Genomic DNA, 12,853 nt, shown 5'->3' with positions numbered 1-12,853 from the left:
AGATGACTGTCGCCTTGCGCTAACATCCGCGCCTGCGGTGCAGGCCGCACCCGGACCTGCGGGAAGGGTTGAACCCACCTGTATGCGCCTCCCGGCGTTTTTCTCTTGCCACATGCCTTTGTGCGCCAAGCTGCAGGTCATTGGCCTTCGTGCACGGAGGTATTCCTGTGAAACGCATTCCCGCCCGGCCCGACATGGGCCACCTCAAGAAACAGGCCAAGCAACTGCTGGCCGCCTATCGCGCAGGCTCGGCCCAGGCCATGGAGTCCTTGCGCTCCCACCTGCCAGCGGCCAAAGGCCTTGCCGATGAGGCACTGGCCGCCAAGGACCTGCGGCTGCACGACGCCCAGTCCTGCGTGGCGCGCGAGCACGGTTTCGCTTCATGGAGCGAGCTGTCGGGCTACGTCCAGGCATGCCAGCGCCTGGCGGCGGACCCCGAGAAATCCCGGCTGCACTGGCTGGCCCTGGTCTATGCCGGCGATGTGGCGGGCGGCACGCACCGCGCGCAGCCCGCGCTGGCCCGGCGCCTGCTGGACGAGCGGCCGGAACTGGCGGGCAGTGATGGCAGTGATCCCTGGGTGGCCTGCGCCACCGGCAATCTGGCCGTGCTGCGCGAGGCCGGGCGCAACGACCCCGGCTGGCTGCGCCGTGCAGGCGGGCCGTTGGCGCTGCCGCCGCTGATGGCCGTCACCCATTCCTGCCTGCTGCGCCTGCCCGAATTCACCGAGCACCTGCACGCATGCGCGCGCTGGCTGCTGGACGCAGGCGCCGACCCGCTGCAGACCATAGGCAACCGCTGGCCGCCCGCCTCGCTGCAGGTCCCCTCCGATACCGAGCGGCTGTCGGCCCTCTATGGCGCGGCAGGCCAGAACCATGATGCGCAACTGACGCAGATGCTGCTGCAGGCCGGTGCCGACCCCAACGACGGCGAATCGCTCTACCACTCGCTGGAAGGCACGCCCGCCAGCCGCGAATGCACGCGGCTGCTGCTGCAAGCCGGCGCACGCGTGGACGGCAGCAATGCCCTGTTCCGCGTGCTGGACCTGGACGATGTGCAGGCCCTGCGCCTGCTGCTGGAGCATGGCGCCGATCCGAACGAGGACAACGGCCAGGGCGAATGGGGCCGCCCGCTGCTGTGGGCCATCCGCCGGCGCCGCTCGCCCGCCCATGTGCAGGCGCTGCTGGATGCCGGCGCCGATCCGTCGGTCCGCACGCCGCAGGGCCTGAGTGCCGCTGCACTGGCGCGGCGCTTCGGCCTGCCCGACGTGGCCGCCCTGCTGGAACAGGCGGCGGGCAGAGAGCCCACCACGCCGCAGGAGCAACTCCTGGCCGCCTGCGCCGTGGGCGACGCAGCACAGGCCCGCCGTCTTGCCGCAGCCCACCCCGGGCTGCTCCAGGGCCTGGCGCCCGAACAACTGCGCATGCTGCCCGAACTGGCGGCCCTGGGCTGCATGGACGCAGTGCGCTGCATGGTGGAACTGGGCTGGCCCATCGCCGCGCGCGGCGGCGACTGGGATGCATCCGCACTGAACCAGGCCGTGTTCCGTGGCGATGCCGCCATGGCGCGCTTCCTGCTGGAGCACGGCGCACGGTGGACCGAACGCCACGCCTATGGCGACAACTGCGCAGGCACCCTGTGCTGGGCATCGCTGAACCGGCCTGAATCCACGGAACCCGGCGGCGGCGACTGGCTGGGCTGCGCCCAGGCCCTCATCGACCACGGCATGCCCCTGGCCAGGCCCGACCCCGAGGCGCCCGGCTGCGTGCTCATCGACGGAAGCCGGCAGCGGTATCCGGAGGAGATCGCGGATCTGCTGCTGGGTGTGGCTGCCGGCTGAAGGCCCTCAGTCCCGGCTGGCCTGCCAGCGCCGCAGCACGAAACCCGCCCACAGCGCCGTGAACACGGCCGCGCCAAAGACCCAGCCCGACAGCGCGCCCGCCATGCTGCCCGACAGCAGCGTGCCGATGGTGCAGCCCAGCCCCGTCATGGCGCCCCAGCCCAGCAAGGCGCCACCGGCCAGGCCGCGAGCCGCATCGCGCCAGGTGGGGCGGCGCGGCGTCCACTGGCGGCTGGCCACGGCAGCGCCCCAGGCACCGGCCACCAGGCCCAGCAGCAGCACGGCATGAGGGGTGAGCAGGCTGTTGAGTACGGCCGTGGCGCATCCGCCCAGGGTGTCGAGGCCATGCAGGCGCTCGGGCACCCAGCCGCCCGCCTGGGCCCAGCCACGCACGGTGCTGCCCAGCGTGGTGGTCACGCCCAGCGGCCGCATGCGCACGATGGCGGCGGCCGCGATCAGGCCCACGGCCAGGCCGCCCAGCGCGGCATTCCAGCGGCCTTGCCACAGTGACAGCCACAGCTGGCGCAGGCCCGGTGGCTGCGCCGGTTCTGCCGCAGGCCGGGGCTGTACGCGGCCCGAGCGCCCATGAATGCGCCAGACCCAGGCCGCCAGCAGGCCCAGCACGGCCAGTTGCAGCGCCAGCGCGCCGCCATAGCCCAGATGGGCCGGCAGCCAGATGACGGGCGCATCGGCAATGGCCAGGCTGTACAGCGGGTTCCAGCTGCGAAACCCCAGCACGAAGCCCAGGCCCGTGCCGACCAGGGCAAACGGCGCCACGGGCGAGCCCTCGCCCAGCCGGTACCAGTGCGCGCTGATGCACGAGCCCGAGACCGACATGCCCGCGCCAAAGGCCAGGCCCGCCAGCACCAGCACCCAGCTCACGGGGCCTATGTGCATGTCGGGCGGCAACTGGCCCGGCTGGGGCACGGCCACCCAGCTGCCCAGCACCACGGTCATGCCCGCCGATCCCACGGCCAGCGCCAGCAGGATGGAGAGCACGCCGCGCGGATCGCCGAACTCGAACCAGTCGCGCGCATGGCAGTAAAAGCAAAAGCGCGAGCGCTGCAGCACCAGCCCCAGCAGCAGGCCCAGCGCCAGCGCAAAGACCAGGGTGCGCCCGCCGCCTTGCAGCTGCAGCTGCGCCGCCACAGGCCAGGCCGCGGCCAGCACGGCGGCCAAGGGCAGCCATCTGGTCCAGTCCCGTGCCCTGCGCCTGCCATTCACGTTCTGCGTGTGCTCACCGGTCACGCTTGTCATTCCTGCCCCCTTTGTTGCCATCCACGCATAAAAAAAAGGGGCCCGCAGACTGCGGGCCCCAAAGGAGCCGAGCTTTTGCCAAAGCCACTCGTCACCACCCCTGATCCGTCGAACCAAGAGCACCGACACCCCTCGCCCGGCCCCCGCCTTCAAGACAGGTTGATCGACTGCAGGATCATTTCGCGGCCCAGACCGTGCCGGCCGGGTTGTTGATGGGCACGCCCACGGAGTTGCCGTATTCGGTCCACGAGCCGTCGTAGTTGCGCACCTGGTAGCCCAGGATCTTGGACAGCGCAAACCAGGTGTGGCTGGAGCGCTCGCCGATGCGGCAGTAGGTGATGACGGGCTTGCTGCCGTCGATGCCCACGCCCGCATAGAGCTTCTTGAGTTCTTCGGCGGACTTGAAGCTGCCGTCCTCGCGCACGGCCTGCCCCCAGGGCACGTTGACGGCGCCGGGGATGTGGCCGGCGCGGATGGCCAGCTCCGGCACGCCGGCCGGGGCGAAGACCTTGCCCTGGTATTCGTCGGCCGAGCGGATGTCGACGAGCCTGGCGTCGCTGCGCCCTTCGGCCGAGGCCAGCGCATCGGTCAGGCGCGCGCGCAGCGCGGTGTTGACCTTGCCCACGCGGTAGGTGGTGGCCGCATATTCCGGGGCGCGGTTGTTGAGGGGGCGGTTCTCGGCCTCCCACTTCTTGCGGCCGCCGTCCAGCAGCTTGACGTTCTGCACGCCATAGATGTCGAAGACCCAGGCCCCCCAGGCCGCGAACCAGTTGTTGGTATCGCCGTACAGCACGACCGTGGTGCCGTCCTTCACGCCGGCCTGGGACAGCAGCTTCTCGAACTGCTCCTTGCCCACGATGTCGCGGCGCACCTTGTCGTTGAGGTCGTTGTGCCACGAGAAATTGACCGCGCCCGGCACATGGGAGCGCTCGTACAGGCCGGGGTTGACGCTGACCTCGACGATGCGCACATCGGCGCGGTTGAGGTTGGCCGCCAGCCATTCGGTGCTGACCAGCGGGCCTTCGGGCACAGGCGCATTGGCATGGGCCGCACCACCGACCAGGGCCACGCCCCACAGCAGGGTGCACGCCCCCTGACGCAGCGCGGCGGGAAGGGAGGAGAAAGCGGTCAGCGTTGCCATTGCGGTCCTTTGTTCACAGTTGCGTTGATCGGGTTGATTCCTCTGCAATGCAATGTAGGCAGGGCCCGGCCGGTTCCCAACTGCGCAATCCGCAGATGGATATGCACCGCCAGACATGGACAGCGGCACCCCTTGTTCTCTGCTACCCTCGGTCGCCTATGTCAGCGCCCCTGTCTCCCGCCGCCGCGCAAGCGCAGCCGGCCATGTCCCCCGTCCTGGTCGTCGTCCTGCTCGGCCTGCTGCTGGGGCTGCAGCCGCTGGCCACCGACCTGTACCTGCCGGCCCTGCCGTCGATACAGGCGGCCTTCTCCACCCAGGTGTCCCAGGTGCAGCTCACGCTGACGGCGTTCCTGCTGGCCTTCGGCTGCTCGCAGCTGGCCTGGGGGCCGCTGTCCGACCGCTTCGGGCGCCGGCCCATCCTGCTGGCGGGCATGTCCATCTACGTGCTGGCCGCGCTGGGCAGCGCCAGTGCAGAGACCATGGAGTCGCTGATCGCCTGGCGCGCGCTGCAGGGGGCATCGCTGGGCGCCGGCGTGATGTGTGCGCGTGCCATGGTGCGCGACCTGTTCGCGCCGCACCTGGGCGCCCAGGTCATGTCCAAGGCGCTGACCGGGCTGGGCGTGATCGCCTTCCTGAGCCCCGTCAGCGGCAGCCTGCTGGTGGATTCGCTGGGCTGGCGCTCGACCATGCTGGCCCAGGCCGTGATGGGCGCGCTGGCCCTGCTGCTGGTGGCCCTGCGCTTCACCGAGACACTGGCCCGCACCAATCCCACGGCGCTGCAGCCGCTGGCCCTGGCGCGCAACTGGATCACCATCGTACGCCACCCGGGATTCCAGTCCTACCAGTTGCTGACCTGCTGCACCTATGCGGCCCTGTTCACCAACCTGGCCGCATCTTCCTTCACCTATATCCATGTGCTGGGCGTGAGCCGCACGGGCTACGGCCTGCTGATGGGCAGCAACGCGCTGTGCTACATCGCGGGCACCTTCCTGTGCCGCTGGCTGCTGCAGCGCATGGATGTGCGGCGCGCCGTGCAGCTCGCCGGGCTGGCCAGCCTGCTGTCGGCCACGGCCATCGGCATTGCGGCGCTGGCCGATGCGCGCAGCCTCTGGGCCTATGCCCTGCCCTTCTATATCTTCCAGATCGCCCATGGCGTGCACATGCCCTGCGGCCAGAGCAATGCCATCGCGCCCTTCCCGCAGTCGGCGGGCACGGCCTCGGCGCTGAACGGCTTCACCATGATGCTCATCGCCTTTGCCATGGGACACTGGCTGGGGCTGCACCTGGACGGCCAGTCCACCCGGCCCATGGCCTTCGGCATCTGGTTCTGGGGCGTGTGCACGGCCCTGGTCGCCTGGGGGCTGGTGCGCCGCCATGGCCGCGTCGACGGCCACCGTTGATTCCACTTTCCTGCGTTCCCGTTTCTCGAATGTCCACCGCTTCCCCGCTCCCCTGCCTGGCCATCGCCGGCCCCACCGCTTCCGGCAAGACCGCTGCCGCCCTGGCCCTGGCCAGGCTGCTGGCCGAACGCGGCCAGGCGGCAGAAATCATCAGCGTGGACTCGGCCCTGGTCTATCGCGGCATGGACATCGGCACGGCCAAGCCCACGCCCGAAGAACTGGCAGCCTGCCCCCATCACCTGATCGATATCCGCGACCCGCTGCAGGCCTACAGCGCGGCCGAGTTCGTGCAGGACACGCAGCGCCTGGCGGCCGAGATTCGCGCGCGCGGCGCCCTGCCGCTGCTGGTGGGCGGCACCATGCTGTATTTCAAGGCCCTGCAGGATGGCATTGACGACATGCCGGCCGCCGATCCCGCCGTGCGCGAGCGGCTGGACGCCCAGGCCGCGCAGATCGGCTGGCCCGCCATGCATGCGCTGCTGGCCCAGGTCGATCCCGCCACGGCCGCACGCCTGGCGCCAGCCGACAGCCAGCGCATACAGCGCGCGCTGGAGGTCTGGCATGTGTCGGGCAAGCCGCTGTCCAGCTTTCATACGCGGGCAGGCAAGGATGCGGCACAGGGCCTGATCAGCCCCGGCGGTTTCTTCTCGCTGGAGCCGCAGGACCGCGCCTGGCTGCATGCGCGCATCGCCCAGCGGTTCGACGCCATGCTGGATGCCGGTTTCATCGACGAGGTGCAGCAACTGCGTGCGCGCGGCGACCTGCACCTGGACCTGCCCTCCATCCGCTGCGTGGGCTACCGCCAGGCCTGGGAATCGCTGGACGGCCTGTACCCCATGGACTCGCTGCGCGAACGCGGCATTGCCGCCACGCGCCAGCTGGCCAAGCGCCAGATCACCTGGCTGCGCAGCATGCCCGCCCGCCATGCCATTGCCTGCGATGCGCCCGATGCCCAGCAGCAACTGCTGCAGGCAGCGATGGCCGTGGTGGCTGCAGCAAACCAGGCCCGCAACGGCTGAACAGGAAACCGCCTTCATGACTGCCGCGCCCCGGAACAACACGCCGCTGACTCAGCCGCCGCTGCTTCAGGTCCAGGGCCTGGCGCGGCGCTACCGCAACGACGGCGGCACGGAAACCGCCGTCTTCGAGAACGTGGACTGCAGCGTGGCGCGCGGCGAGTTCGTGGCCATCGTGGGTGACTCGGGCGTAGGCAAGTCCACCTTTCTCAACTGCCTGGCCGGGCTCGATGAATGGCAGCAGGGCCGCGTGCTGCACCAAGGCCAGGACCTGTCGGCCCTGGATGAAACCGGCCGCGCGCTGTGGCGGCGCAGCCATGTGGGCTTCGTGTTCCAGGCCTTCCATGTGCTGCCGCACCTGGATGTCTGGCACAACGTGGCCCTGCCGCTGATGCTGCTGCAGCGGCTGGATGCCGCAGGCCGCCTGCGCGTGCAGCAGTTGCTGCAGGCCGTGGGACTGCAGGGGCTGGAGCAGCGCCTGCCCTGGCAGCTCAGCGGCGGCCAGCTGCAGCGCGTGGCGATTGCACGCGCCCTGGTCCATGGCCCGGCCCTGCTGCTGGCCGACGAGCCCACCGGCAACCTGGACCCCGGCACGGCCGCGCAGGTCATGGAGCTGCTGCTGCAGCAGACACGCGAGCACCAGGCCGCCCTGGTGCTGGTCACGCACTCCATCGAGGCCGCGCGCCGTGCAGACCGGGTGCTGCGCCTGACCGCACAGGGCATGCAGCCCGCCTAGCGCCAGAGATCTTCCGCCCATGTTCGCCCTGCTTCGCACCTTTTCCTGGCAGGAGCTGCGCCAGCACCCCTGGCGCACGGCCACCGCCTTGGTGGCCATCATGCTGGGCGTGGCCCTGGGCTTTGCCGTGCATGTGATCAACCAGTCCGCGCTGGATGAGTTCTCGCGCGCCGTGCGCACGGTCAGCGGCCAGCCGGACCTGGAGCTGCGGGCCATGCAGGGCGGCCTGCCCGAAGCGCTGTATGGGCGTGTTGCCCAGCAGCCCCAGGTCAGCTTGGCCGCACCCTGGATCGAAGCCACGGCACTGGCCGGTACCGCCACGCCGGTGCAGTTGCACGTGCTGGGCGGCGATGCGCTGCGGCTGGCGCCCGTGGCGCCTGCGCTCATGCCTCGGCTGTTCGATGGCGGCGGGCGGCTGGACCTGTTCGCGCCCGATGCGGTCTTCCTCAATGCAACGGCACTCGAAGCCCTGGGCCTGACGCCGGAGCAGGCGCGGCACACGCCCCTGCCATGGCAACTGGGCGGGCGCGCGCAGACCCTGCGCATCGCGGGCACGGTGGCCGCATCCGGCCCGCCGCTGGCCGTGATGGACATAGGCGCGCTGCAGGACAGCCTGCAGCGCTGGGGCCAGGTGGACCGCATCGATGTGCTGCTGGCCGAAGGCGCCACGCGCGAGTCCCTGCTGGCCGAGCTGCGCCGCCTGCCCGACTGGCCCGCCCAGGCCCTGGCCAGCCGCCCCGGCGACGACCAGCAGCGAATTGCCGAGATGTCGCGCGCCTACCGCGTCAACCTCACGGTGCTGGCCCTGGTGGCGCTGTTCACGGGGGCCTTCCTGGTGTTCTCGGTGCTGGCGCTCAGCGTGGCCCAGCGCGCGCCGCAATTCGCCCTGCTGGCCGTGCTGGGACTGACGCCGCGCCAGCGCCTGGGCCTGGTGCTGCTGGAATCGCTGCTGCTGGGTATTATGGGCAGCGCGGCCGGCATCGCCCTGGGCGCGGGCCTGGCCTGGCTGGCCCTGCACCTGCTGGGCGGCGACCTGGGTGGCGGCTACTTTGCCGGCGTGCAGCCCGCGCTGCAGTGGAGCGCCAGCGCCGCGCTGACCTTTGGCCTGCTGGGCGTGGCCGCCACGGTGGCTGGCGGCTGGTGGCCGGCGCGCCAAGCCATGGAGTTGCCCCCCGCCGCCACGCTCAAGGGCCAGGGCGCCGGCTCTGAGCGCGCAGCGCGCGGCCTGCCGGCCCTGCTGCTGATGGCAGCCAGCGTGGCGCTGGCCTTTGTTCCCCCCGTGGCCGGCATCCCCCTCGCCGCCTATGCCGCCGTGGCCCTGCTGCTGCTGGGCGGCATGGCAGCCCTGCCCTGGTTGCTGGGCCAGTTGCTGCGCCTGGTGCCGCAATCGCTGCTGCGCCAGCCGCTGGCCCTGCTGCCCGTGGAGCGCGCGCGGCGCATGCGCCGCAGCACCACCGTGGCCGTGGGCGGCGTGGTGGCCAGCCTGAGCCTGGCCGTGGCGCTGACCGTGATGGTGGCCAGCTTCAGGGACAGCATGATCGCCTGGCTGGACGCCGTGCTGCCCGCCCCGCTGTACCTGCGCACGGCCGGCAGCGCAGGCCGCGCCGATGCCGCCCGGTTGCCTGCCGACCTGGCCACACGCATTGCCGCCCTGCCTGGCGTGCAGCGCGCCCAGCCCATGCGCAGCACCAGCCTGTGGCTCAGTCCGGACCGCCCCGCCGTCAGCCTGCTGCTGCGACCGCTGCATGGCCCCCAGGGCCAGCAGCTGCCGTGGATACAAGGCCCCGTGCAAGCGCCCGCTGGCAGCACGCCCGTCTATGTCAGTGAAGCGGTGGCCCAACTCTATGGCGTGCGGCCGGGCCAGGAGTGGCCGCTGCTGGCCCAGGCCCTGCCGTCGGGAGATTCCCGCGTGTTTGTGGCCGGCATCTGGCGTGACTACGTTCGCCAGTTCGGCGCCATCGCCATGGACTGGGATGACTACCACCAGCTTGCACATGACAGAGCCACCACCGCGGGCCCCACCGAAATCGCCATCTGGCCGGTGGTTGATGACGCCGCCACGGCGCAGCAACTGCAGGCGCGCATCCAGTCCCTGATGGACGGGCCCGGTGGCGCCCAGGCACTGGAGTTCGCCAGCAGCGGCGCGCTGCGCGAGCGCTCCATGCGCATCTTCGACCGCAGCTTTGCCGTGACCTACTGGCTGCAGGCCGTGGCCATCGGCATCGGCCTGTTCGGCATTGCAGCCAGCTTCAGCGCCCAGGTTCTGGCGCGGCGCAAGGAATTCGGCCTGCTCGCCCACCTGGGCCTGACGCGGCGCGACATCCTGGCCGTGGTGGCCGGCGAAGGCATGGCCTGGACCACGGCGGGCGCCATCGCCGGCAGCCTGCTGGGCCTGGGCGTGGCCGTGATCCTGGTGCATGTGGTGAATCCGCAAAGCTTTCACTGGACCATGGAGTTGTCCCTGCCGTGGCCCCGCCTTTTTGCGCTGGCTGCCAGCGTGATCGCGGCAGGCACGCTGACGGCCTGGCTGGCCGGGCGTGCGGCTGCAGGGCGCGAGGCAGTGCTGGCCGTCAAGGAGGATTGGTAAGAGGCAGCCTGCGACAATGGCCGCCATGCCGCACACCACCTCTTCCTGGCTGCATGAGGCCATCAACCGCATCGAGGCCGATTACCAGCGCAGTGCCGACACGCACCTGATCCCGTTGCCCCTGCCCGGCTTTGCCGGCCTGGGGATCGACCTCTACCTCAAGGACGAATCCACCCACCCCACGGGCAGCCTCAAGCACCGGCTGGCGCGCTCGCTGTTTCTCTATGCGCTGTGCAATGGCTGGGTGCACGAGGGCTCGACCATCGTCGAGGCATCGAGCGGCTCCACGGCCGTGAGCGAGGCGTATTTCGCGCGCCTGCTGGGCCTGCCTTTCGTGGCCGTGATGCCGCGCAGCACCTCGGCCGAGAAGATTGCGCTGATCGAGTTCTACGGCGGCCGCTGCCATCTGGTGGACAGCGCAGGCCAGGTCTACGACGAGGCACGCGCCGTGGCCGCGCAGACCGACGGCCACTACATGGACCAGTTCACCTATGCCGAGCGCGCCACCGACTGGCGCGGCAACAACAACATCGCGGAGAGCATGTTCACCCAGATGCGGCGCGAGCGCCATGCCGTGCCGCGCTGGATCGTGGTGGGCGCGGGCACGGGCGGCACCAGTGCCACCATTGGCCGCTACGTGCGTTTCCAGCGCCATGCCACGGGCATCTGCGTGGCCGATCCCGAGGGCTCGGTGTTCGCCGCCTACCACCGCACGGGCGATGCCGCCCTCACCGCGCCGGGCTCGCGCATCGAAGGCATAGGCCGCCCGCGCGTGGAGCCCAGCTTTGTGCGCACCTTGGTGGACCGCATGGAGGAGGTGGCGGACTGCGATTCCCTGGCCGCCATGCGCAGCCTGTCCGCACTGCTGGGCCGACGCGTGGGGCCGTCCACGGGCACCAACTACGTGGCCATGCTCAGGCTGGCCAGCGAGATGCGCCAGCGCGGCGAGCAGGGCTCCATCCTCTCGCTGCTGTGCGATGCGGGCGAACGCTACCTGCCCACCTACCATGATGCGGACTGGGTGATGCAGCGCATCGGCGACTGCGGGCCGGCCCAGGCGCGCATCGCGCAGTTGCAAAGCTGATCCATGATGCCCCTGCCCCGCCGCCATCTGCTGGGACTGGCTGCCGGCCTGGGCCTGGGGGCCGCGGGCCTGCCCGCCCAGGCACTGCCGCAGCGCACGCTGGTCTTCCCGCGCGACCATGGCAGCCACCCCGGGCTGCGCACCGAGTGGTGGTACATCACCGGCCAGGCACGCGCGGCGGGGCGGGCCTGGGGTTTCCAGATCACCTTCTTCCGATCGCGCGTGCCGGCCACACAGGAGCTGCGCTCCGCCTTTGCGGCGCGCCAGTTGCTGTTTGCCCATGCGGCGCTGTGCGATGTGCAGGGCGCCCGCCTGCACCACGACCAGCGCATCGCGCGCGCAGGCTTCGGCATTGCCCAGGCCAGCGAGACCGATGCCGGCGTGCGGCTGCAGGACTGGTCGCTGCAGCGCACCGATGAAGGCCCTGCCGAACGCTACACCACCCGCATACGCAGCACCGCATTCGCACTGGACCTGCGCTTCGAGACCCGCGAGCACCCGCTGCTGCAGGGCCGCGCCGGCCTCTCGCGCAAGGGGCCGGAGCCCGAGCAGGCCAGCTACTACTACAGCCGCCCGCAACTGCAGGTGAGCGGCATGCTGGAGCTGGCAGGCCAGCGCATGGAGATCGAGGCCGCGCGCGAACCCGGTGACAACCGCGCCTGGCTGGACCATGAATGGAGCCAGGCCCTGATGCACCCCGAGGCCGTGGGCTGGGACTGGATAGGCATGAACCTGTTCGACGGCGGCGCGCTCACGGCCTTTCGCGTGCGACGGGCGGATGGCAGCGCATTGTGGGCCGGTGGCTCGCTGCGCGGTGTGGATGGCACGCTGCAGGTCTTCACCCACGATGCAGTGCAGTTCACGCCGCTGCGCCACTGGAGCAGCCCTGCCAGCGGAGCGCGCTACCCCGTGCAATGGCAGGTGGACACACCGGCAGGCCGTTTTTCGGTGACCGCCCTGGTCGATGACCAGGAGCTGGACAGCAGCGCCTCCACCGGCGCCATCTACTGGGAAGGCCTGTGCAGCCTGCAAAGGCCGACCGGCCCGGGCCAGGAGGCACGAGCCGGTCAGGGATATCTGGAGATGACGGGCTACGCCCGGCCGCTGCAGCTATGAGAACCTGCTCGTGATCGCTTTGGCGGAATGGGAATCTTGCCAAATTTTGCCAAGGAACCCACACTTGCGACATGAGCACCATGAACATTTCCCTGCCTGACACCCTCAAGTCCTTTGTGGATGAGCAGGTTCGCCAGCGTGGCTACGGCACAAGCAGCGAGTATGTCCGCGAGCTGATCCGCAGGGATCAGGAGCGCCTGCAACTGCGCAACCTGATGCTGGCCGGAGCGGGCTCGGCGCCGGCTGCCGTGGTGGATGCGGGCTATTTCGATGGACTGCGTGAGCGGGCGAAGGCCAGCAGGTGAAGGCCAAGGCCATCGTCCCCCACGAGCAGGCCAACCGGGACGTCGAAGAGATACTTGCCTGGTACCTGGACGAGGAGGCAGCACACGCAGCCCTGGGCTTCATCGACGCGCTGGAGAAGGCCTACGCACACATAGGCCGCCACCCCGCCACAGGCTCGCTGCGCTATGCCCATGAACTCCATCTGCCGGGCCTGCGCGCCTGGCCGCTGACGCGCTACCCGTACATGGTGTTCTATGTGGAGCACGCCCATCACGTCGATGTATGGCGTGTGCTGCACGGCCAGCGGGACCTGCCGGCATGGATGCAGGAACCCGACAACGGATAAGGGCAGGCCAACAGGATCAGATGCGGTCCTGGTGGCCTGCCCTTCCC

General features: G+C 70.3%; 11 protein-coding genes. 9 read left to right on the top strand and 2 right to left on the bottom strand.

The annotated features are described in order from the left end of the window. The first annotated feature begins 167 nt into the window (after positions 1-167). Positions 168-1,838 carry an ankyrin repeat domain-containing protein gene (locus ACFPFG_RS26435; protein WP_380108885.1) on the top strand — a complete coding sequence of 557 codons (1,671 nt, stop codon included), beginning with the start codon at positions 168-170 and terminating at the stop codon, positions 1,836-1,838. Positions 1,839-1,844: 6 nt separating this feature from the next. Here the strand turns inward: ACFPFG_RS26435 and ACFPFG_RS26430 are convergent, their stop codons facing one another. Next, the gene (locus ACFPFG_RS26430; protein ID WP_380108883.1) at positions 1,845-3,095 is read right to left on the bottom strand and encodes a YeeE/YedE family protein; all 1,251 of its coding nucleotides are present in this window, start codon (positions 3,093-3,095) and stop codon (positions 1,845-1,847) included. 175 nt (positions 3,096-3,270) lie between these two features. Next, a complete protein-coding gene (locus tag ACFPFG_RS26425) occupies positions 3,271-4,236 on the bottom strand; it encodes a sulfurtransferase (RefSeq protein WP_099753072.1) in 966 nt (321 codons plus the stop codon). A gap of 203 nt (positions 4,237-4,439) precedes the next feature. Between ACFPFG_RS26425 and ACFPFG_RS26420 the strand changes: the two genes are divergently transcribed. The 8 genes from ACFPFG_RS26420 (at position 4,440) to ACFPFG_RS26385 (ending at position 12,806) form a co-directional block, all read left to right on the top strand. Then, complete coding sequence (locus ACFPFG_RS26420) at positions 4,440-5,636, top strand: multidrug effflux MFS transporter (RefSeq protein ID WP_197955458.1); 1,197 nt, start codon at positions 4,440-4,442, stop codon at positions 5,634-5,636. Positions 5,637-5,665: 29 nt separating this feature from the next. Continuing rightward, complete coding sequence (miaA, locus tag ACFPFG_RS26415) at positions 5,666-6,655, top strand: tRNA (adenosine(37)-N6)-dimethylallyltransferase MiaA (protein ID WP_380108881.1); 990 nt, start codon at positions 5,666-5,668, stop codon at positions 6,653-6,655. A 16-nt stretch (positions 6,656-6,671) separates the two neighbouring features. Next, the gene (locus tag ACFPFG_RS26410) at positions 6,672-7,388 is read left to right on the top strand and encodes an ABC transporter ATP-binding protein (RefSeq protein WP_380108879.1); all 717 of its coding nucleotides are present in this window, start codon (positions 6,672-6,674) and stop codon (positions 7,386-7,388) included. 19 nt (positions 7,389-7,407) lie between these two features. Further along, positions 7,408-9,975, top strand: a complete 2,568-nt coding sequence (locus ACFPFG_RS26405; RefSeq protein ID WP_380108877.1) for an FtsX-like permease family protein — start codon at positions 7,408-7,410, stop codon at positions 9,973-9,975. A 16-nt stretch (positions 9,976-9,991) separates the two neighbouring features. Then, positions 9,992-11,059, top strand: coding sequence for a PLP-dependent cysteine synthase family protein (locus tag ACFPFG_RS26400; protein WP_380108875.1), 1,068 nt, complete (start codon positions 9,992-9,994; stop codon positions 11,057-11,059). A gap of 3 nt (positions 11,060-11,062) precedes the next feature. Beyond that, a complete protein-coding gene (locus tag ACFPFG_RS26395; protein ID WP_380108873.1) occupies positions 11,063-12,175 on the top strand; it encodes a lipocalin-like domain-containing protein in 1,113 nt (370 codons plus the stop codon). 71 nt (positions 12,176-12,246) lie between these two features. Then, positions 12,247-12,480: a type II toxin-antitoxin system ParD family antitoxin gene (locus tag ACFPFG_RS26390; protein ID WP_183019783.1), complete on the top strand. Its 234-nt coding sequence runs from the start codon at positions 12,247-12,249 to the stop codon at positions 12,478-12,480. Next, positions 12,477-12,806: a type II toxin-antitoxin system RelE/ParE family toxin gene (locus ACFPFG_RS26385; protein ID WP_312373005.1), complete on the top strand. Its 330-nt coding sequence runs from the start codon at positions 12,477-12,479 to the stop codon at positions 12,804-12,806. The genes ACFPFG_RS26390 and ACFPFG_RS26385 overlap by 4 nt, the downstream gene beginning before the upstream one ends. The last annotated feature ends 47 nt before the right edge of the window (positions 12,807-12,853 follow it).

This window comes from Delftia deserti, from assembly GCF_042653485.1.
Taxonomy (GTDB): Bacteria; Pseudomonadota; Gammaproteobacteria; order Burkholderiales; family Burkholderiaceae_C; genus Comamonas; species Comamonas acidovorans.
Note: the sequence above shows the minus strand (reverse complement) of the source record. Positions and strands in the feature narration are given on the sequence as shown.